This window comes from Vibrio sp. Vb1554, assembly GCF_033344235.1.
On the sequence record NZ_JAWPOJ010000010.1, the window covers coordinates 13,690 to 35,372 of the forward strand.

General features: G+C 43.9%; 22 protein-coding genes. 10 read left to right on the forward strand and 12 right to left on the reverse strand.

The features are described 5' to 3' along the window. Nucleotide 1: 1 nt before the first annotated feature. From R8N28_RS10370 to R8N28_RS10385, 4 genes are all read right to left on the reverse strand, one after another. Nucleotides 2-919 carry an SPFH domain-containing protein gene (locus R8N28_RS10370; RefSeq protein ID WP_047102903.1) on the reverse strand — a complete coding sequence of 306 codons (918 nt, stop codon included), beginning with the start codon at nt 917-919 and terminating at the stop codon, nt 2-4. A gap of 159 nt (nt 920-1,078) precedes the next feature. Next, nucleotides 1,079-1,933, reverse strand: coding sequence for a co-chaperone YbbN (locus R8N28_RS10375; protein ID WP_005388628.1), 855 nt, complete (start codon nt 1,931-1,933; stop codon nt 1,079-1,081). Between the two features lie 472 nt (nt 1,934-2,405). Next, nucleotides 2,406-3,233, reverse strand: coding sequence for an SDR family oxidoreductase (locus tag R8N28_RS10380; RefSeq protein WP_025766996.1), 828 nt, complete (start codon nt 3,231-3,233; stop codon nt 2,406-2,408). A gap of 44 nt (nt 3,234-3,277) precedes the next feature. After that, nucleotides 3,278-4,192 (reverse strand): TIGR01777 family oxidoreductase, encoded by a 915-nt coding sequence (locus R8N28_RS10385; protein WP_065274254.1) that lies wholly within the window; start codon nt 4,190-4,192, stop codon nt 3,278-3,280. A 255-nt stretch (nt 4,193-4,447) separates the two neighbouring features. On the opposite strand from R8N28_RS10385, the gene R8N28_RS10390 reads away from it, so the two are divergent. The 6 genes from R8N28_RS10390 to yfcE all read left to right on the forward strand — a co-directional run bounded on the left by R8N28_RS10390 (nt 4,448) and on the right by yfcE (nt 7,694). Beyond that, nucleotides 4,448-5,182, forward strand: a complete 735-nt coding sequence (locus R8N28_RS10390; protein WP_005382077.1) for a DUF1538 domain-containing protein — start codon at nt 4,448-4,450, stop codon at nt 5,180-5,182. Then, nucleotides 5,179-5,970, forward strand: coding sequence for a DUF1538 domain-containing protein (locus tag R8N28_RS10395; protein ID WP_005382078.1), 792 nt, complete (start codon nt 5,179-5,181; stop codon nt 5,968-5,970). Before R8N28_RS10390 ends, R8N28_RS10395 begins: the two co-directional genes overlap by 4 nt. Next, on the forward strand, nt 5,960-6,310 hold the full coding sequence (locus tag R8N28_RS10400) for a P-II family nitrogen regulator (RefSeq protein ID WP_005382084.1): 351 nt from the start codon (nt 5,960-5,962) through the stop codon (nt 6,308-6,310). The genes R8N28_RS10395 and R8N28_RS10400 overlap by 11 nt, the downstream gene beginning before the upstream one ends. After that, on the forward strand, nt 6,307-6,714 hold the full coding sequence (locus R8N28_RS10405; RefSeq protein WP_031781352.1) for a CBS domain-containing protein: 408 nt from the start codon (nt 6,307-6,309) through the stop codon (nt 6,712-6,714). The genes R8N28_RS10400 and R8N28_RS10405 overlap by 4 nt, the downstream gene beginning before the upstream one ends. 149 nt (nt 6,715-6,863) lie before the next feature. Next, entirely contained in the window at nt 6,864-7,073 is a 210-nt protein-coding gene (locus R8N28_RS10410; protein ID WP_005382086.1) for a hypothetical protein, read from the forward strand. A gap of 75 nt (nt 7,074-7,148) precedes the next feature. Continuing rightward, entirely contained in the window at nt 7,149-7,694 is a 546-nt protein-coding gene (gene yfcE, locus R8N28_RS10415; RefSeq protein ID WP_065274255.1) for a phosphodiesterase, read from the forward strand. 39 nt (nt 7,695-7,733) lie between these two features. On the opposite strand, the gene R8N28_RS10420 is transcribed toward yfcE, so the two are convergent. The 4 genes from R8N28_RS10420 to R8N28_RS10435 are packed head-to-tail and all read right to left on the reverse strand — an operon-like array spanning nt 7,734 to nt 10,241. Further along, nucleotides 7,734-8,012: a SelT/SelW/SelH family protein gene (locus R8N28_RS10420; protein ID WP_005382088.1), complete on the reverse strand. Its 279-nt coding sequence runs from the start codon at nt 8,010-8,012 to the stop codon at nt 7,734-7,736. Nucleotides 8,013-8,033: 21 nt separating this feature from the next. Continuing rightward, on the reverse strand, nt 8,034-8,789 hold the full coding sequence (locus R8N28_RS10425; RefSeq protein WP_053307523.1) for a sulfite exporter TauE/SafE family protein: 756 nt from the start codon (nt 8,787-8,789) through the stop codon (nt 8,034-8,036). Nucleotides 8,790-8,835: 46 nt separating this feature from the next. After that, nucleotides 8,836-9,351: a transmembrane regulator ToxS gene (toxS, locus tag R8N28_RS10430; RefSeq protein WP_005382091.1), complete on the reverse strand. Its 516-nt coding sequence runs from the start codon at nt 9,349-9,351 to the stop codon at nt 8,836-8,838. Between the two features lie 11 nt (nt 9,352-9,362). After that, entirely contained in the window at nt 9,363-10,241 is an 879-nt protein-coding gene (locus R8N28_RS10435; RefSeq protein WP_005382092.1) for a transcriptional regulator, read from the reverse strand. Nucleotides 10,242-10,512: 271 nt separating this feature from the next. Between R8N28_RS10435 and htpG the strand changes: the two genes are divergently transcribed. From htpG to hemH, 3 genes are all read left to right on the forward strand, one after another. Continuing rightward, nucleotides 10,513-12,417, forward strand: a complete 1,905-nt coding sequence (gene htpG, locus R8N28_RS10440; RefSeq protein ID WP_053303298.1) for a molecular chaperone HtpG — start codon at nt 10,513-10,515, stop codon at nt 12,415-12,417. A gap of 320 nt (nt 12,418-12,737) precedes the next feature. Beyond that, nucleotides 12,738-13,382 carry an adenylate kinase gene (gene adk, locus R8N28_RS10445; protein ID WP_005382094.1) on the forward strand — a complete coding sequence of 215 codons (645 nt, stop codon included), beginning with the start codon at nt 12,738-12,740 and terminating at the stop codon, nt 13,380-13,382. A 167-nt stretch (nt 13,383-13,549) separates the two neighbouring features. Beyond that, nucleotides 13,550-14,512, forward strand: coding sequence for a ferrochelatase (gene hemH / locus R8N28_RS10450; RefSeq protein WP_053303297.1), 963 nt, complete (start codon nt 13,550-13,552; stop codon nt 14,510-14,512). Between the two features lie 49 nt (nt 14,513-14,561). Here hemH and R8N28_RS10455 read toward each other — a convergent pair whose 3' ends face one another. Continuing rightward, nucleotides 14,562-15,950: a peptide MFS transporter gene (locus tag R8N28_RS10455; RefSeq protein WP_065274256.1), complete on the reverse strand. Its 1,389-nt coding sequence runs from the start codon at nt 15,948-15,950 to the stop codon at nt 14,562-14,564. Nucleotides 15,951-16,284: 334 nt separating this feature from the next. On the opposite strand from R8N28_RS10455, the gene rfaH reads away from it, so the two are divergent. After that, the gene (gene rfaH / locus R8N28_RS10460; RefSeq protein ID WP_054701866.1) at nt 16,285-16,785 is read left to right on the forward strand and encodes a transcription/translation regulatory transformer protein RfaH; all 501 of its coding nucleotides are present in this window, start codon (nt 16,285-16,287) and stop codon (nt 16,783-16,785) included. 115 nt (nt 16,786-16,900) lie between these two features. On the opposite strand, the gene asnB is transcribed toward rfaH, so the two are convergent. From asnB to nagC, 3 genes are all read right to left on the reverse strand, one after another. Next, entirely contained in the window at nt 16,901-18,565 is a 1,665-nt protein-coding gene (asnB, locus tag R8N28_RS10465) for an asparagine synthase B (RefSeq protein WP_005382100.1), read from the reverse strand. A gap of 230 nt (nt 18,566-18,795) precedes the next feature. Continuing rightward, nucleotides 18,796-20,385, reverse strand: coding sequence for a cation:proton antiporter family protein (locus R8N28_RS10470; RefSeq protein ID WP_005384981.1), 1,590 nt, complete (start codon nt 20,383-20,385; stop codon nt 18,796-18,798). Nucleotides 20,386-20,466: 81 nt separating this feature from the next. Next, nucleotides 20,467-21,681, reverse strand: a complete 1,215-nt coding sequence (gene nagC, locus R8N28_RS10475; RefSeq protein WP_053307520.1) for a DNA-binding transcriptional regulator NagC — start codon at nt 21,679-21,681, stop codon at nt 20,467-20,469. Nucleotides 21,682-21,683 lie beyond the last annotated feature (2 nt).

Below are 21,683 nucleotides of genomic sequence, written 5' to 3' on the forward strand. Positions count from 1 at the left end.
ATTATTCTTTACCTTGCTGTTTAAACATTTCTGCTATCCCTGCAACCGAGCCCATTAGTCCGGTTGCTTCTAATGGAAGCATAATGATTTTACCATTTTCGGCTTGACCAATGCTCTTGATCGCTTCGGTATAACCCTGTGCAATGAAGTAATTGACGGCTTGCATGTCACCTTTTGCAATGGCTTCGGAAACCATGTAAGTCGCTTTTGCTTCTGCTTGCGCGGCACGCTCACGTGCTTCTGCATGGAGAATAGCAGACTGCTTTTCACCTTCAGCTTTTAATATCTCTGATTGTTTATGACCTTCGGCCTTTAATATCTCAGCTTGGCGAACTCCTTCTGCTTCAAGAATTTCCGCACGCTTATTACGCTCGGCTTTCATTTGCGCATTCATTGCAGCGGTCAGATCGGCTGGTGGCTGGACATCTTTAATCTCAATTCGTGTGACTTTTACGCCCCAAGGGTTTGTTGCTTGGTCAACAATCGCCAACAGCTTAGAGTTGATCATGTCGCGTTGGCTCAGCATTTCGTCCAGTTCCATTGAACCTAAAACGGTACGAATGTTGGTAAGGGTCAAGTTTCTAATAGCGTGTTCTAAGTCGTTGACTTCATAAGCCGCTTTGGCAGCATCGATCACTTGAACAAATCCGACAGCGTCAATAACCACGTTAGCGTTATCTTTTGAAATGACCTCTTGCGCAGGAATATCGAGAACGCGCTCCATCATATTTACTTTTTGACCAACTTTATCAACGAATGGAATGATCAAGTTTAAACCCGGCTTTAATGTGTGGGTGTAGCGTCCGAAGCGTTCAACTGTCCAGTTGTTTCCTTGCGGAACCGTTTTAATGGCTGAAGATAAGATAACGACAGCAAGAACGACGAAAATACCGATGGTGATCAGTGAATCAATTGGCATAAGTTATTCCCTTAAGTGCATAATATTCGATCCATTTTTACCTATTTATAGACAATAGACAATTGAAGTTCTGAGACCTTTGAGAGGTTATTGGTCTTTTATATGACAAAGGCCGGAAACACCGGCCTTTGTTGTCTTATTCCTAGAAGAATGCGGCGCTTAGTACAAAATTGAGTAAAGCTGGCGACGATATTTGCTTGCTAATGCGTTACCTTGACCTAGCGCACTGAGAATATCCATAAAAGTCTTCTTCACGTCACCGTCTTGGGCGCCCAAGTCTTTTTTAAGAATATTCCACAGCAGTTCCAACGCTTCTTCATCCCGACCAACTTGGTTGTATTGTACCGCCAATTCACAAGCGAGTTCGAAGTTTGCCATGTCTGCTGCGTATGCTTGTTCTAGTCGCTGTAACTCAGGGCTATCTGCAGCCTGCAAATGCAGCTCGAGCTTGGCTATTAGGCTCTTGTAGTAGTTATCTTGATACTCGAGAGGGATAGCGTTCAGTAGTTCTTGGGCAATATCAAATTGTTTGGTTTCTAGCAAACAATCAGCCATCGCGAGTTTCACATCACCACGCTCTTGCAGCTCTGGCGGCAAAGTGTGGATGATGCTCAAAGCCTGAGCATGCTCACCTTGCTGAAGAAGTTCACTGACTTGTTTTAATAGTTGTTCATCTGGGCTTGGCAAATGCTTTTGTAGCATGGTAGCAATGGCATCAATTGGCTGGGGGCCTCCCAGACCATCGACGGCTTGACCATTTATAAACAGCGCGATAGTTGGCAATACTTGCACGCCAAATTGAGACGCTAAAGCGGGCTGATCTTCACAATTTAGTAGAGCAAGCGTAAATGCACCGTTGTACTGTTGAGCAAGAGATTGCAACTCAGGGAGTATCTGTGCGCTTTCTGGCTGAGCGTTGGCCCAAAAGTGGATCAAAACGGGCGTGTTCATTGATCCTTCAAGCGTTTCGCGAAAGTTCTGTTCTGTTATCTCAACGATAAATGGGGATTGCATCAGAGTATCCTTGCCTTGTGTCTTGTCGTTGATATTAGATATGGAGTTGATTTAGGTGAAATTCAAGCGACATTCACCATCAATAATGAATCATTCTATTTTGAGAAAACGTGAGGTAATAGAGTGAGGTTATTGCTGCTCAGGTGTTAGATAAAAAGAAAACGCTGCCGAAGCAGCGCAATTCTAATGCTATTTGTTAGTGCGGTATCAAAATAGGATGAACATGGTCAACACTACACCCACACTAAGCCAGTTAAGCTGATTTAATGTCATTGTTGCCTCGCAGTAGTATAAACATTGCTACAAAACGTAATGGGTGGCGATACCAAATCTAAGCAACTCAATCACTTTGGGCGAAAGAATCCCCGTTGAATTGCGTAGAAATTGATTCGTTTAGTTGAGGTTTTTTTAACCTACATGTTCATAATGACATCACATTGTTACGGTGAAATTACATTTCGACAAAACTTTTTTATGCAGCCTGTCGCAAAATTTTATCAAGTACACGGGTTGGTAATAGTCTTTTCAAGACTGCGAATAATTTAGTCGGTGTAGTAATTCGATAACGAATTTTCGGTGAAACGCTAGTTAATGCATGAAGAACTGGTGCGATGCAAGACTCTGCAGGCAAAACAAATCGATTATTAGACTTGTCGTTGTTGAGTCGCTCTCTTTGTCCTTCATAAGCATGACGATGGGGGCTAGATTCAATATCAACCCACTTCTCAAAGGCTCGTAATGCATTGTTTCTAAATTGAGTTTCGATCGGTCCTGGTTCTATCAATGCCACTTTGATATTCGTATCCGCAAGCTCTAGCCTGAGCGTATCTGTCCAGCCTTCTAAGGCAAATTTTGATGCATTATAGGCACCACGGTATTTCATTGCGGCAAAACCAAGAACAGAGCTGTTTTGTATGATGCGTCCTTCGCCTTGCTGGCGCATATGAGGAAGCACCTCTCTGACCAACTGGTGCCAACCAAAAAAGTTGGTCTGAAATTGATCTTGAAGAGCCTCGGTGGGTAAGTCTTCCAGTGCTCCGGGCTGACCATAGGCACCATTATTGAACACTGCGTAAAGCTTACCTTCTGCTAACTCTAGCGCTTGCTTCACGCCCGAAGAAATGCTTTCTGGGCTATTTAGGTCTAGATTGATGCAGGTTAGCCCTTCATTAATTAGGCGCTGGACATCTTGTTCTTTCCTACAAGATGCAATGACATTAAATCCCTTGTTTTGTAGGGCGTGAGCGCACACGTAACCGATGCCGGTTGAACAACCCGTAATAAGAATCGACTTTTTCATAATTTAATTTAAGACTCAGAAACATTGATTAGAGCCATCATTCATCAGCTCCGGTCATGAAGCAAGTGCTTGAGTGCTGGCTCTATTCTGGAGTAGCTAAATTTAAAGCCCAGTTCGGTGAGTTTTTTGGGTTTGGCTCTCATGCTATCGAACAATAAGCAGGAAGATTCTCCCATTAGGAGTTCAATCGCCCATTTAGGCGTGAACAAGATATGCGGACGTTTGAGCGTTTTAGCTAGTGTACCGCTGAATATACGATTAGTCACAGGATGGGGGGCGCACATATTGAATGCACCGTGGGCATGTGGTGTTTCAAGCAAGTACATGATGGCGCGGACCATATCTAGGATGTGAATCCAAGGCATGTACTGATTACCGTTCCCAAGTGGGCCGCCTACGCCAAGCTTGTAAGGTAATAGCATCTTTGCCAACGCACCACCATTGAGGCCGAGTACCACGCCAGTTCTCATTAGACAAACCCGAGTTTGCTCCGACTCTGCGCGCTTGGCTATTTGCTCCCACTTTGCACAAACCTCGTGAGGAAAGTCGTCGCTATTAACATGTAAGCACTCATCAAACGGATGATCTTGTTGATCACCATAGTAGCCAACTGCCGAGCCACTAATAAAAACAGAGGGAGGTTCGGTACTTGCGTGGATCAGCTCAACAATTTGCTCGGTAATTTTCCAACGACTTTTGCAGATTTTTTCTTTTTGCTCGCTGGTCCACCTTTTATCCGCAATAGGCTCACCTGCAAGATTAATGACGGCATCAACGTGATTGAGATCGGCGAACGATTCGAGCGAGTCAAGGTATTCGATATTACCCAGATCAGCATGCTGTAGGCGTTGTTTTGCTCGCTCTGGAGAGCGTGTAAGTAGCATAACTTGGTGAGTTGATAGCAGCTTGAGCAACTCCGAGCCAATAAACCCAGTGCCACCTGTGAGTAATATCTTCATGTTATCTCTTTGAATGTACACGTATTAGAACATTATAGTCGTTTTGTGCTTAGCTTGATCATCTCAACACCATTATTTCTAGGATAGTGACAAGCTGACAGAGAGGCTATTAACTTCACATATTAGAAAATATGTAACTAAATGTTATAGATGGCGCTAGTGCATTCACGGTAGAAGAGTGAAATCTATGCCAGACTAGAAGTTATCGCTCATTGGAACGAGCGTAATCAGTTTGCACAATCAAGGAGGATAGGCATGGAAGCATTTGTTGCGCTTTTTCGAGCGCTCCTCAATAGTGCTCGTGACTTATTACCCATCATCATTGTTATCACTTTTTTCCAATTAGTCGTTTTGCAAGAGCCGCTGCCCAACCTGGTCTCCATTCTTTTTGGCTTGTTGCTTGTCGTTTTAGGATTAACCTTTTTTATCTTTGGCCTAGAACTTGGTCTTTTTCCTATCGGAGAGAGTATGGCTCAAGCCTTTGCAAAAAAAGGCAGCGTGTTTTGGTTATTAGTCTTTGCGTTTTGTTTGGGGTTTGGCACCACGATAGCTGAACCTGCATTAACCGCGGTAGCGGAAGAAGCCTCAGAAGTTGCGGCTGAGGGCGGAATGATCGCTAACTCAGAGCAGTCCATGCAGGATTACGGAGAAGGACTTCGAGTAACAGTAGCTCTCTCTGTGGGGATAGCCATCGTTATCGGCGTTTTGCGTATCTTAAAAGGGTGGCCGATTCATTACATGATCATTGGTGGCTATGTAGGCGTTGTAATACTGACGTGGTTTGCACCTGAAGCCATTATTGGCGTCGCTTACGATTCCGGAGGTGTAACCACGTCCACCATAACAGTACCTTTGGTCACTGCTCTGGGCGTCGGTTTAGCGTCTTCTATTAAAGGGCGCAACCCTATGGTGGATGGCTTTGGTTTAATTGCTTTTGCCTCGCTGTTACCGATGATGTTTGTGATGGTTTACGGAATGGTCGTAACATGATTTCAATTGATCATTTCCTAGACACTTTATTATCGACCGTTAGAGATGTCGTTCCCATCGCCAGCATTATTTTTGGTTTTCAGTTAGCCGTGTTAAGGCGTCCTGTTAGCAACCTTAAGAAAGTTTTGCTTGGGTTCGTTTATGTGATTTTCGGGCTAGCTCTTTTTTTACTTGGATTAGAAATGGCGTTGTTTCCACTTGGGGAGACGATGGCTGTGCAATTAACGGCGCCGGAGTTTTTACAAGAGTTCAAAGTATCTGTAGGGAAAGCCTTAATGTGGGTCGACTATTATTGGGTTTATACCTTCGCCTTTTTTATAGGCTTTAGTACCACGATTGCAGAGCCTTCTTTAATCGCTGTAGCGATAAAAGCAAACCAAGTCTCTGGAGGCAGTATCAGTATTAACGGCTTGCGCGTAGCCGTTGCGTTTGGGGTGGCAATTGGTATTGCATTAGGGAGTTACCGGATTGTCGTGGGCGATCCCATTCATTATTACATCATCGCGGGTTACATCGTCGTTGTGATTCAAACGTTTTACGCTCCTAAGCTTATTGTTCCACTCGCCTACGATTCTGGAGGCGTAACAACTTCTACCGTCACTGTCCCACTTGTAACTGCATTAGGGTTAGGGCTTGCTTCGACCGTCCCTGGAAGAAACCCAATGATTGATGGCTTTGGCTTGATCGCGTTTGCCAGTCTATTTCCTATGATCTCTGTGATGGGCTATGCGCAAATAACCCAGTGGCTGAATAAAAACGTCTCGGAGGAAGAAGAAAATGCGCTTTAAATTGATACTTGCGTTTGTGGAAGACAGCAAAACAGACAAGGTGTTGGACGCTGCACGCGATGCTGGTGCGACCGGTGCTACAGTGATTAACAATGCTCGCGGGCAAGGTTTAAATCAAAAGCGAACGTTTTTTGGTTTAACGCTAGAAGTGCAAAAAGATGTGCTGCTGTTTGTGGTCGAGGAACATCTTTCTCGACACATATTAGAAACCATTAATGAGGTTGGTGAATTCGACAGAGAGTCGGGGCAGGGCATTGCTATTCAGATCGATATTGAAGATGCAGTCGGTGTCGCGCATCAAGTAGAAACGTTGACCAAAGTGGTTGAGGATGAGTTATGAGCAGTCAAACGATAATTAGAGTTCGAGATGTAATGGCGGCTACTTATGTCATGGTTGATGGGCTAATGACAGTTTATGAAGGCATAACGCTAGCGAAAAAATACCAAGTCAAAGCACTGGTGGTGAAAAAGCGAGATGATAATGATGAATATGGCATCGTGTTGATGAATGATATCGCCAAAAAGGTGCTGGCGAATAATCGTTCTCCTCAGCGCACAAATATTTATGAAATCATGACCAAGCCCGCTTTGTGTGTCGAACCAGATATGAACGTAAAATATTGTGCACGTTTGTTTGAGCGATTTGGCATAAGCAGAGCGCCGGTCATTGAAAGTGGCGAGGTCATTGGGATGGTGAGTTATAACAATATTGTCATCAATGGTATGGTGCGAGAAGAAGTGTAATAGGTTGATATAAATGAAAAATCAACGAATTTTTTCTCAAGTCAGCGACTGTTACAAAGAACTAAAATATTTAATATATGTTAGGTTGCATATGTGTTAATTCACCATTATTCTTTGCGCCCTAAGCCTAATGTCGAGGAATCTGTATCATGCCTTTAGTCTCTTGCCCCGTGTGTGAGAAACAAATCTCAAAACGCGCTCATGCATGTCCAGGATGCGGAGAGCCCGATCCGCTGCACCATCTAGCCAAATCAAAATTTATGTCGATGGTGTTTTGGATACTGGTGTTGGTTGGAACAGCGTATGCAGCATGGTTCTATGTTTTGCCTATGGTCATTGAATCATTGCGCTATCAGTAGTATTCAAACCGTCGTAGGTTGAGCTGCTAAAAAAATGCCGTAGAATGACCTCATACTTTTTGAGGAGACGATGTCGTGAAACTATTTTTTGCCTCAGACCTGCATGGCTCTTTGCCAGCAACTAAAGAAACCATTGATCTATTTTTGGCCTCTGGTGCGCACCACCTGATTTTGCTAGGAGATACGCTAAACCATGGGCCGCGAAACCCTATTCCAGAAGGCTACAACCCTCCACAGGTAGCAGACTTATTGAACCAATACAGTGATCAAATTATTTCTGTACGTGGCAACTGTGATAGTGAAGTGGACCAAATGCTATTGAAGTTTCCAATGATGATGGATTACTCATGGGTGCTACTTGAATCTGGCAAGAGAATCTTTTTGACTCATGGTCACTTGTACAACTCTGAAAAACGGCCGCCACTGCGTGAAGGTGATATCATCGCCCACGGTCATACACATGTTCCCGTCGCAGAGATGCAATACGGAGCCATTATATTCAACCCAGGCTCGATGACATTCCCACGTAATGGCTTACCGAGAAGCTTTGGTACTCTAGAAGACAATAAGCTAACGGTAAAAACGCCAGAAGGCGAAGTATTAGCACAAACCATGATTTAACGGTTTTACTAAGTAAAAAAATAGGGAGCGAATTGCTCCCTATTTTGTGTCTGAATGTCCTAAATCGCGTTCTGGGTCGATAATGTCTCTAACGCGCTGTTTTAGCACCTTGGCTTCAGGAAAGCCGCTGTCTTTTTTCCGTTCCCAAATTTGCTGGCCATTACAGAAAATTTCGAAGCGACCACCTGTGTCTGGGTGTAAGCTGATTGTTTCTATTTCTTCACTAAAAGTATGCAGTAATTCTTGCGATAGCCAAGTTGAACGCAACATCCAGTTGCACTGGCGGCAGTAATAAATATCAATGATTGCTTTATCCATGAAACTTTCCTTTTAATCTTTTTAAACCAGCAACTTGATGCCCACCGCAAACGTGAGAATTTCGAATGCAACTTTAATCACTCTGTTACTGTATCGAGTCGCGGCCCATGCGCCTAAACTGCCGCCTAGAAAAGAGCTTAACAATAAAACAGGTAACCAAGCCCAGTGAATAGGCGCCCCTGCCTGTACGACGGCAATGCCTCCGATGCCATTCCAAAACAGGCCGACACAAATCATGGTGTAAGCAACGGCTTGTTTGTAGTCGTAACCAAACCAGCGCACCAAAAATAGTGTCACGAGCAAACCAGAACCTGCGGTAAGAGATCCGTTAATGATGCCGATGAACAGCAAGCCAATTCCACCAATAACCCAACCAATAGGATGACGGTTGCGTATTACTTCAGCTTGGCCTAGCGATGTCTTAAATCGCGAGTAGATACCCAGCGCTAGGATCATCGTGCCGAGCATCTTTTCCGCGATACCATCAGGGATCTGTACAATTAAGTTAGCCCCTAAAATCACGCCAATACTGCCGGACAAGATAAGGTAGAGCGCGACTTTCCATTTAATAGTGCCTGATCTTAAATGCGTGCTTGCTGCGCCTAAGCCTAAAGCGACCGAAGCCACTTTATGTGTGCCTAGCGCAACGGAGAACGGTAAGCCGAGAAAGATGAGTAAAGGGAATTGAAGCAAGCCTGCTCCGCCACCGGAAAGTGAAGCCAGCGTGTTGGCGATTAGTGAACCGAAAAAGAGAGTAGTGGTATCTAGCCAATCCATAAGCAAAACAAAGGGGGCGTCTTGCCCCCTTATCATCCAATCAAAATTAGTTTTTAAACAGTACCGAAGAACCGTGGTTCAAGCTAGTGAGCAATAGTGTTTTTTCGTTCACGACGTCAATACGACGACTTTGCTCCGCATCTAGCTTAAAAATTTGAGTAATTAAACGTAGCTGTGCTTCGGAAAAGTCTTTTGATTGAGAAGATGAAATATCTTTAAACTCCGAAGGCGAGACCAACAAATAGTTGTCACTTACTTCCCAGCGGCCTTTTTCCGAGATATTTATCGTTGATTCTGCGGTTGAACCTTGAGCGAATAGTTTTATATTTGCTACGCGAATATAGTCACCATTAGGGAGATATTTCACGTTTGATTCAACATTAACTCGGCGTAGTGGGCCGACAGTATCGTCAGGCAAGCTGTCTGTAATGACTGTCACCATGGTCGACTGCCATTCGTTTGCTGTGAGGAGCTGCTCCACTTTTAGGTCACTTCCCCAATACAACCAACTACTGAAAAGAACGGATACGGCCAAAACCGCAGATGCTAATTTAATCTTCATATTGGCCTCCTTTATTTGCAGATGTCTGTTGGATCGTTTTGACCTGCGAAAATACGCAGTGTTACGTTCTCGTAAGAGTGGTTACTGTCATGAATGTAGTTCAGAATCAGCTGGTTATTTTGTCCACCAGTGGCAATCACTTCCACTGGCAACGAGTCTTCTGCATGGTGCTTCACGTAGCGCTCAATGCATTGCTCTATTGAAGGCAACCAGTTGTTGATTTGAGGGTGATTTACAGGTGTCATCACCGGTACACTTTGATACTCACCAATCTGACGGAATTGGGATTCCGCAGGGTTCGTGAATAACAATACGCAAACAGGAAGCAGCAGAGACAAAAAGATAATGACACGCGGTAGCCAGTTAATCGTGTTAGATGCTGGCTTCGGCTGAGTTTTAGTCGGCTCTACTTGAGGCTCAAGATCAGCAGTAGTATCGGTCACTATCTCTGTTGGTGGTGTATCGCTCGCTTCTAACTCCACTGCTGGCGCTTCTTGTTCAGAAGCGGTTTCTTCAACGTCAGTGTTAGAGTCAGTAGAAAATGGGCTCAAGCGTTCCACTGAACAAATGAGTTGGTAGCCACGTTTAGGTACCGTTTTAACAAACTCTGGAGATTTTGTTGAATCCTTCAACATCTTACGCAGAGTAGAAATCGCTTGAGTCAGGCTTGAGTCATCCACCTCAAAACCTTGCTCACGCCAAACAAACTCGTGAAGCTCGTTACGGGTTAAAACTTCGTTTGGTCTCTCTGCCAACATCAGAAGTATACGGCTTTCGTTGCTTCCTAATCGTACAACGTCGTTGCCGTTTTGTTGGTCAGCGAGCGAATTACTATTTGGATCAAAGGTGAACCTTTGAGCAAGTAGAAATTTGGTGCCAATGTTAGTCATTTAGTTCTTCTTAGATGGATGATGTTGTAATTATGGTGATTTATGTCACAAAATTACCGGGGCGCTTGGAGTGCGCACGACATTTTAGATGCTTTTAGACGGGTAGGATAATTAAAATTTTCCAAAAAAACACCGTTTTTAGCAATATTGACCTTGAATTTACATTTGTCAGCCACATGTTAAATGACATCTCGGTAAGGTGATTTCAAGGGGAAAGTCACAAACTTGTCCCTATGAAAAAGCCAATTAGTTTAGATGTTATGGAGCACACATGAGCGAAACCGTATCTCAAAATAAAGAAACTCGTGGTTTTCAATCAGAAGTAAAACAACTACTGCATTTAATGATCCATTCTCTTTATTCAAATAAAGAGATCTTTTTGCGCGAGCTGATCTCTAACGCATCAGATGCATCAGACAAACTGCGCTTTCAGGCGTTATCTAACCCAGATCTATACGAAGGTAATGCAGACCTTTGCGTGAAACTGTCGTTTGATGAAAGCGCAAATACCTTAACCATTTCTGATAACGGTATCGGTATGAGCCGTGATGATGTGATTGAGCACTTAGGAACAATCGCAAAATCTGGAACAGCCGAGTTTTTCTCAAAGCTATCTGAAGAGCAGAGCAAAGACTCTCAGCTTATTGGTCAGTTTGGTGTTGGTTTCTACTCGGCATTTATCGTTGCTGACGCCGTTACCGTGCGCACTCGCGCTGCGGGTCTAGCCGCTGATGAAGCGGTACAATGGCACTCAGCGGGTGAAGGTGAGTACACCATCGAAAACATTACCAAAGAGTCACGTGGTACCGACATCATTCTTCATATGCGTGAAGAGGGTAAAGAGTTTTTGAATGAGTGGCGTCTACGTGACGTTATCAGTAAGTACTCTGATCACATCGGCATTCCTGTTTCAATCCAAACTGTCGTTCGTGATGACGAAGGCAAGGAAACAGATGAGAAGAAGTGGGAGCAAATCAACAAAGCCCAAGCACTGTGGACGCGTAACAAATCTGACATTTCAGAAGAAGAGTATCAAGAGTTCTACAAGCACGTATCACATGACTTTGCCGATCCCTTGGTCTGGAGTCATAACCGTGTAGAAGGTAAAAACGACTACACGAGCTTACTATACATCCCATCGAAAGCACCTTGGGATATGATGAACCGCGACCACAAATCAGGCTTGAAACTGTACGTACAGCGCGTATTCATTATGGACGATGCAGAGCAATTTATGCCGTCATACTTACGCTTCGTACGTGGTTTAATAGACTCAAACGATTTACCGCTAAACGTATCGCGTGAGATCTTACAAGACAATAAAGTGACTCAGTCTCTACGTAATGCTTGTACTAAGCGCGTGCTAACGATGCTTGAACGTATGGCCAAGAATGACGAAGAGAAATACCAATCATTCTGGAAAGAGTTTGGTCTTGTGATGAAAGAGGGCCCTGCGGAGGACTTTGCAAACAAAGAGAAAGTTGCAGGTTTATTGCGCTTTGCCTCAACTGAAGTGGACTCTTCTGAGCAAACTGTGGGCTTGGCGTCTTACGTTGAGCGCATGAAAGAAGGTCAAGATAAGATCTACTACTTGACGGCAGACAGCTATGCAGCTGCGAAAAACAGCCCTCACTTAGAACAGTTCAAAGCGAAAGGCATTGAAGTTATCTTGATGTACGACCGCATTGATGAGTGGCTGATGAACTACTTAACTGAGTTTGATGGTAAACAGTTCCAGTCAATCACTAAAGCTGGGCTTGATCTAAGTCAGTTTGAAGATGAAGCAGAAAAAGAGAAGCAAAAAGAAACCGAAGAAGAGTTTAAGTCGGTTGTAGAGCGCACGAAGTCTTACCTAGGCGATCGTGTGAAAGAAGTTCGTACCACCTTCAAACTCGCATCTACGCCTGCTGTTGTGGTAACGGACGATTACGAAATGGGTACTCAAATGGCGAAGCTTCTTGCGGCAGCTGGTCAAGCTGTGCCGGAAGTTAAATACATCTTTGAGCTAAACCCTGAGCACAAATTGGTTAAGCGTATGGCTGACGAAGCCGATGAAGAAGCGTTTGGTCGCTGGGTTGAAGTTCTGCTTGGTCAGGCAATGCTAGCGGAGCGAGGCTCTATTGAGGATCCAACAGAGTTCTTAGGAGCCGTTAATCAACTTTTGACTAAGGTGTAATAACCTCTGCAAATCAAAAAGCTCGCATTTCGCGAGCTTTTTGTTTGTTGTCGCAAAATTTTGCATCTCAAGTGCTGAGTTAATAATCAATAGGGCGTGAAAGAGGGTACTGTTAACATTCTTTAGTCTTAATACACTCTTTGCTCAGAGAACCTGTGATAGAATCTGCGACTTGAATGTGAGTAATAAGGCGTGTATTTTTGCTCGCCTATATACGTTATACCGAAACTTATCGTTGCAGGTGCTTCTCAGGTTTGATGTCTAAGAGGTCAGCTATTGTGAGCTTCGGTATAAATCTTAAATATTAAAGAGGATAAATCATGCGCATCATTCTTCTAGGTGCTCCAGGTGCAGGTAAAGGCACACAAGCAAACTTCATCATGGAAAAATACGGTATTCCACAAATCTCTACTGGTGATATGCTTCGTGCTGCTATCAAAGCAGGTACAGAGCTTGGTAAACAAGCTAAAGCTGTTATTGACGCTGGTCAGCTAGTTTCTGATGAAATCATCCTTGGTCTTATCAAAGAGCGTATCGCTCAAGAAGACTGTGCAAACGGTTTCCTACTAGATGGTTTCCCACGTACTATCCCTCAAGCTGACGGCCTAAAAGAAATGGGCGTAGACGTAGACTACGTTATCGAATTTGACGTTGCAGACGATGTAATTGTTGAGCGTATGGCTGGTCGTCGTGCTCACCTTCCTTCTGGTCGTACTTACCACGTGGTTTACAACCCGCCTAAAGTGGAAGGTAAAGATGATGTAACTGGTGAAGATCTTGTTGTTCGTGATGACGACAAAGAAGAAACAGTACGTGCTCGTCTAGGTGTTTACCACGAGCAAACTGCGCCGCTAATCAACTACTACGGCAAAGAAGCTGAAGCAGGCAAGACTAAGTACCTTAAGTTTGATGGTACTAAGCAAGTAGCTGAAGTTAGTGCGGATATCGAGAAAGCACTATCTTAATTTGCTGAAGTCAAAAATTTAATATTTTGATATATTGAAAGCGGCCCAAGTGGTCGCTTTTTTTAGTTTACTCGTAAACATATATCTAATTAACTTCAGCTCGGCTATTCGTTACTTCGAGGTTACTTAAATATATGAACCAAGCCGTTTACCATGAATAGGATGTTATGAAAGAGAATAATAAACAGGGTGTACTCCTAGTTAACCTGGGAACTCCTGACGCACCAACCGCTCCTGCCGTAAAGCGCTTTTTAAGTCAGTTTCTTCATGATCACCGAGTGGTAGACATGACTCGATGGCTTTGGTGTCCACTATTGCACGGCGTTATCCTTCCTATCCGAGCTCCTAAAGTTGCCAAACTCTATCAATCAGTATGGATGGAAGAGGGCTCGCCGTTGATGGTGTACTCTAAACGCCAAACGGAAAAGTTAGCACAAAAGCTTGATATACCTGTAGAGCTTGGTATGACGTATGGTAACCCAAGTTTGCAATCAGGCTTTGAAGCCCTATTGGCGCAAGGCGTTGATGAAGTCATTGTTTTACCTTTGTATCCGCAATACTCGGGCACAACAACGGCAGCGGTTTCTGACGGAATCACTAAAGCATTTAAAAACCTGCCGGTGATGCCAGGCTTTAGCTTTATTCGTGATTATTACAATCACCCGAAATATATTGAAGCGTTAGCGCATTCAGTTCGTGAACATTGGCAAAAGAATGGTCAGGGAGATTACCTGCTGTGTTCTTATCATGGTATTCCAAAACGCTATGCTGACAATGGTGATGTTTACCCACAGCATTGTGAAGAGACGACTCGCTTGCTTGGGGAAGCGTTAGGTTTAAGCGACCAACAAATTGGCATGACGTATCAGTCCCGATTTGGGAGAGAAGAGTGGCTTCAACCTTATACCGATAAGACCCTAGAGGCACTTCCTGCAAAGGGTGTGAAAAATATTAATGTTGTGACCCCTGCATTTTCGTCAGATTGTTTAGAGACGTTGGAAGAGATCTCGGAAGAGTGTAAAGAGATTTTCCTTGAAGCTGGTGGCGAAAACTTTACCTACATCCCTTGTTTGAACGATAGTGAACTTCATATCGAGATGATGGTTGAGTTAGTTCAATCTAAACTTTAGATACAAAAAAGGGTCGCAATAGCGACCCTTTCTACGTTTAGTTTAGCGATCAAGCAACTTGTACTTGCTGCTCTTCTACTTGCTCTGCCGTGCTGTGCGTATTTTCAGCGCCATGCATCCAGCGAACGAGTGTATTAGAGAATAGGAGCAAAATTACGCCACTTACGGTTGCGCTGACCGCAATACCACTAAAGATAGCCATAGCGCCTAACTCGCCTACGTGAGAGCCCACATAGCCCGCAACATAGTTAGCAACCGCATTACAGCCAAACCATGCACCCATCATAAGTGAAGCTAAGCGAAGCGGTGCTAATTTAGTCACCAATGAAAGACCAATTGGTGATAAACACAGCTCGCCTAATGTGTGGAAGAAGAAAGCGCCGACCAACCATAACATCGATGTTTTTACTGTTGTATCTCCACCTTGTTCTAGCACTGCGCCAACCATACAAAGGAAACCAATCGCCAAGAAAAATAGTGCCATCGCAAATTTCACTGGCGAAGTAGGTTCACGTTTACCCAATTTTACCCAAAGGACAGCCAGAACTGGCGCTAGAGTAATAATGAAAAATGGGTTTAGTGATTGGAACCACGCAGCAGGAACTTCGAAACCACCAATCATGCGATCAGTATATTGTTGAGTGTAGATGTTCATCAGACCACCAGCTTGTTCAAAGCCTGCCCAGAAGACAATAGTGAATAAGCTCATGACCAGAATTACTTTTAGTCGATTCACTTCTTCTTTGGTGAGTGGCTGCTTCGTGGTGGCGTTTTTGTTGTTTAGATCTCGTTTCGCCGCTGGTTCGCGACCAATATCACCAAGCCATGATTGAGCCAGTACCATTTGCATCACTAGGCTAACCAGCATACCCACACCAGCGGCAACAAAGCCAGCTTTCCAACCGTAAGAGGTTGTCACAGAGCCAGAAACGACGCCGGCAAGTAATGCACCTAAGTTGATACCCATATAAAAGATAGTGAATGCGCCGTCACGACGGTTGTCACCTTCTTGATAAAGGTCGCCAACCATGGTTGAGATATTTGGCTTAAAGAGACCGTTACCAGTGATAAGTAGGCCAAGACCTAAATAGAAACTGTGTAGCGAACCAATACCTAAAGCATCAGCAGGAAGTGCAAGAGTAAACTGGCCGATGGCCATTAACGCGCCACCAAGCAAAATTGAGCGACGTTGACCTAAATAGTTATCTGCTAGGTAACCACCGATAAGAGGCGTGATATACACAAGCCCTGTGTATATGCCGTATAGGTCTAATGCGTCTTTGGTTGACCAGCCAAGGCCACCATTCATTGTTGTATCAGTAAGGTAAAGCACGAGAATGGCACGCATTGCGTAGTAAGAAAAGCGTTCCCACAGTTCAGTACCGAACAATAAGAACAGGCCACGTGGATGACCAAAATATTGATGTTGGTTTGACATAAGCTCTTCTAATAATAGTTATTACATTTTTTAACGACTTCTACGTATACAATGCAATTCAACGAGTGACAAATAATAAAATTTTGCCATTCGACTATTTTTGTTTGTTAAGTGGCTGTTTTTGATTGAATTTGCAGATTATATGATGGTGTATTGGTTGTGTTACAAACTTAATTTCCATTTTTGCATATGGACTTCTTTATCGTAAGTTGCTGAAAAAATGTCGTTAATGCGAGCGATGTATAATCATACTTTTATAGATAAACTGAATATCAATGACTCAACTTTGGCTTAATGCTAGGATAAAAACAAAATAGAATTGGCTAGTAAAAAGATGAAACGTTGGTATCTACTTTATTGTAAACGTGGGGAGCAGGTTAGGGCGAAACACCACCTTGAAAACCAAGGTGTAGAGTGCTTTTATCCAACTGTAGAAGTTGAAAAGATTTTGCGCGGTAAAAGACAAAAAGTCGAGGAACCGCTGTTTCCTTGTTACGTATTCGCTTACTTTGATTATGAGCAAGGGCCAAACTTCACCTCAGTCCGCTCTACTCGAGGTGTTGTTGACTTTGTGCGTTTTGGTGCTCAACCGAAAGAAGTTCAAGGTGACTTGGTCTTCGAATTGATGCAGCTAGAAAAGTGTTGTAATGACAATACCGTTTCTGAATGCATGCCAAAACCAGGCGATCAAATTAGAGTTAAAAGCGGTCAATTTGCGGGCATAGATGCCATCTTCCAAGAACAAGATGGTGAGAAACGCTCAATTATGCTAGTTCAGATGATCACCAAGCGTGTGCCTGTCAGCATCGACAATAGTGATTTAGATTTAAAATAGCCTAATTCCATCAAACATAAAAAGAGGTGCAAAAGCACCTCTTTTTGATCGTATCTAATTTTCTGTCTGTTTTAAAAGGGTTGGACGAACCGACCCTTATCTTTATCGTAGAGAATTAGTATGAGTCGTTGTGAACGGTCTGTACTGCACGACCTGATGGGTCAACACAGTTTTGGAACGATTCATCCCATTCAATCGCCTTCGCTGAAGAACACGCTACTGAAGGGCCTCCTGGTACACACTCTGCTGCTGATGGAAGTGGGAATAACTCTTCAAAGATTTCACGGTACACGTAGCCTTCTTTTGTCGTTGGTGTGTTGTATGGGAATCGATATTGAGCTGTTTCCATCTGCTGGTCTGTCACTTTCTGTTCTGCTACTTCTTTCAGCGTATCGATCCAGCTGTAGCCAACGCCATCAGAGAATTGCTCTTTTTGACGCCATGCGATCGATTCTGGCAGGTAGTGCTCGAAGCACTCACGAAGGATGTGTTTCTCCATTTTACCGTTGCCACACATCTTGTCTGCTGGGTTCAAGCGCATTGCTACATCTATGAACTCTTTATCTAGGAAAGGTACGCGTCCTTCAACTCCCCATGCTGCCAGCGACTTGTTAGCACGAGCACAGTCGAACATGTTCAGAGCAAGCAGTTTACGCACTGTCTCCTCGTGGAACTCTTTCGCGTTTGGCGCCTTGTGGAAGTAAAGGTAGCCACCAAAGATTTCGTCAGCGCCCTCACCAGACAATACCATCTTGATACCCATCGCTTTGATCTTACGACCCATTAAGAACATAGGTGTTGATGCGCGGATAGTCGTCACGTCATACGTTTCAATGTGGTAAATCACGTCACGAATCGCGTCCAAACCTTCTTGAATCGTGTACGTCATTTCGTGGTGAACGGTACCAATTTGGTCGGCAACTTCGCGAGCTGCTTTCAGGTCAGGCGCGCCTTCTAGGCCAACAGCAAAAGAGTGCAGTTGAGGCCACCAAGCTTCAGACTTTTCATCATCTTCAATACGCATCGCTGCAAAGCGTTTTGCTACCGCAGATGTAATAGAAGAATCTAGACCACCTGAAAGAAGCACACCGTAAGGCACGTCAGTCATTAGTTGGCGTTTAACAGCCGCTTCTAGCGCTTCCGTCAATTCTTCTTTGCTAGTGCTGTTACCTTGTACTGCTGCGTACTCGTTCCAGTCACGAACATAGTAACGTGTTGGCTGAGTATCTTTAGAGCTGTAGTAGCTACCAGGAGGGAATTCACTTACTGTTTTACATACTGGAACAAGAGCCTTCATCTCTGATGCCACATAGTAGTTACCATGCTCATCGTGACCTTGATAAAGAGGGATAATACCAATATGGTCACGGCCGACTAAATACTCATCTTTTTCTTCGTCGTAGAGCACAAAAGCGAAAATACCGTTTAGTTCTTCAAGGAGATCTGCACCCATATCTTGGTAAAGTGCAAGAATGACTTCACAGTCTGAATCGGTTTGAAATTCGTACTTTCCTTCGTAACGAGCACGAATTTCTTTATGGTTGTAGATTTCACCATTGACGGCAAGGATGAGCTTCTTATCAGGGCTGTATAGCGGCTGTGCACCACTATTTAGACCAACAATCGCCAAGCGCTCGTGCGCTAAAATAGCACGCTCTGAAGAGTAAATCCCAGACCAGTCTGGGCCACGGTGACGAAGTTTTTTCGACATCTCTAATGCGATAGGGCGCAATGCGGCTGCATCGCTTTTAATGTCTAAAATGCCAAATACTGAACACATACTACATCCTTACTAAACTAAACAATTTCTAATCGGTATGGTTTAAATTTGCCATTACTAATAAAAAAAGCAACGTTTTGTGATTAAAAAAATTATAAAAGGCCTTGTTGTATGGAAAATATTTAACTCAACCGTTGTTTTGGTGAATGAGATCAAGGTTTGGTATAAAAACTATACAAAAAAGGCTTTCTATCAATAGAAAGCCTTTCAAAAAATATCAGTGCTGTTGCTTATTTAATTGGTGTGAATTTAGGCTGAAGTTGTTTACAGACGTGTCGAGCAAAACCGCTACCAGCTTCACTATATATATTGAATGCTGCGTCAACGCCATTTTCAAGTAAGCCTTCCAATTGATCTGGGTATTCGGCGATAGCGGCAATTTGCCCCTTATATTTTCTGCGTTTAAGCTGTTCAAGTGCTGTTTGGTTACCTTGATGATGTGGCATTGCAAGCAGAACCAGTTTTACATGACCTGTATCTAAAATTCGCTCCCAGAAATCCGGGTCGGTGGCATCACCAGAAATAACATTTCTTCCTTCTGAACGATGATGATGTGCAGCGTCTTCACGAATTTCTATACCCAATGAAATTTTGCCATAGCGTGAGCGTAGCTCATCATAAGCGCCCGTCCCAATACGCCCCATACCTAAGATCAATACTTGGGCATGACCTGGGTTGATGAGTTGGTCGCGTTGATTGAGCTTTTCTACCGCTGTCTCTTGCAGCCACTTACCTGAATGTTGATAAATTTTATGGCTAAGGCGGTTAAGTGGCGCGGAAATTACAAAGGATACCGACACCGCAACCGCAATCGCAGCAAGCATATCACTTGGCATCCAGCCCATTTTATAGGCCAACCCAGCAACAATAAGACCAAACTCACTGTAGTTAAATAGTGATAAAGAGGCGAGCAAAGAGGTACGTACTCGAAACTTAAAATGATTAATAGTGACGAAGTACAAGAGTCCTTTGATTGGTAGCAGTAAGATAAATAGCAGGGCGAGAACGACGCCATTCACGCTCAATGAGGCGGATAAACCAATGTTCAAAAAGAAGCAGACTAAAAAGAGCTCCTTCATATTGAATAATGACTTGGATAGTTCTGAGGCTTTTGGGTGACCTGCGAGTAGCATGCCTAAAATTAGCGCGCCCAAGTCTGGTTTCATCCCGACCAACTCGAATAGCCCAGCACCGACAACAAGCGCGAAGAAAATACCGAATAGCACCAGCATTTCGCCGTGGCCAACTTTATCGAGCAGCTTATAGAATAGGGGACGAAGGAAAGGCAGTGCGAACAAACCGATGGCATACCATTCTGGGACTTTTCCGGTTGAAGCAGTCAGGAATACTACGGCAAAAATATCTTGCATAACCAAGATACCGATCGCGAGTGTGCCGTAGGTCGCGTTCATTTCGCCTTTTTCTTGCAATGCTTTTACGGCAAAAACGGTACTAGAGAACGATAGTGCAAAAGCTAAAAGCAGGATTTGGCTGCCGTCCATACTGGCTAGCGAAGTCAAGCCCAGTAGTTTTAAGCCGGATAACGCTAGGGCAAAAAAAGCGGTAGAGAGTATGTTGTGGGCGGTTGCCCCTCCCCATATTTCTTTGGACAGCAGGGTTTTTACATCGAGTTTGAGTCCAATAGTAAACAGAAGAAGAGTAACACCAAGATCTGCGAGAGTGACAATAACGTCATTGCTTTGGTAACCAAATGCATGCAAGCCAAATCCAGCTAGTAGAAAACCAACGAGGGGAGGGAGGCTGCATTTAAGCGCAATAAAACCAGCTAAAAAAGCGGCTGTAATTAGAATAATTTCCATACTGTTGAGCTGTATTCCTGATATACAAAAACGGGCTGTGAAAACACAGCCCGAGATTGTAACTCAATTGGTTGTATAAACTTAGTCTTCCAGTAACTTTTGTAACAAAACTCCGTTTAGCATAGCGCGTTTAATCATCGCAAATGCGCCCATCGTTGGCTGCTTATCAATGTGAGAAGCCACGATAGGGAGGTCGTTATGGAAAGTTTTAAGAGATTGATTCTCTACGTTGCGTTGAATTGCAGGGAAAAGAATATCTTGTGCTGCAGTAATATCGCCAGCAATTACAATTTTCTGTGGATTAAATAAGTTAACCGTAATCGCAATCGCTTTACCTAGCTGGTTGCCCACTCGCACTAAACTCTGTTTCGCAAGTTCATCACCATTCATTGCGTGCTGACATACCGCTTCAATTGTGATGTTTTCAAGGTCGGTTAAGCTTGATTCGTATCCTTGAGTAATCAGTTGCTTCACTCGTTGAATAATCGCTGGGTTTGCAGCTACGGTTTCTAAACAGCCAAAGTTTCCACATTGGCATTGCTCACCAAGCGGGTCAATTTGGATATGACCAATTTCACCGACGTTGCGGTTAAAACCAAGAAAAACCTGGCCGTTAACGATAATACCTGCGCCAGTACCGCGGTGGACGCTAACCAAAATAGAATCCTGGCAGTCTTGGCTTGCTCCAAAGTAGTGCTCAGCCAACGCCATGCCACGTACGTCGTTGCCAACAAAGCATGCTGTATTAAACTTCTCTCCAACAATTTCACCGAGAGCAAGATTATCGATATCGGTATTAGGCATGTATTCGACCACGCCAGTTGTTGGGTTAACAAGGCCCGGTAAAGTGATGCCGATAGCGATGAGTTGATCAATTTTGTCTTCGCATCGGCTTACGAAATCTTTTAATAAATCGATAAGTCCTGCGATTAAGTCTGCTTGGTTAGTGTAGTGCAGTTCATGCTGATCTTCTGCCAGCGCGGTACCACCTAAATCGTATAAACTGAACTGTACGTAATCTCGACCTAAGCGAACGGCAATCGAATGAAAAGGTTTGACTTCAGTAGTCAAAGAGATCGCACGACGACCACCAGTTGAAGCTTGTTGGGCGACCTCCTTAATAAGGCCGCGCTCTAAAAGTTGGCGGGTTATTTTGGTAACACTAGCAGGCGCGAGCTGACTCACGTCCGCGACTTGAATACGGGAGATAGGACCTTGCTGATCAATCAGCCTATATACCGCAGCGCTGTTAAGCTGTTTTACTAAATCTACATTACCAATCTGTCCGCCATTCATGC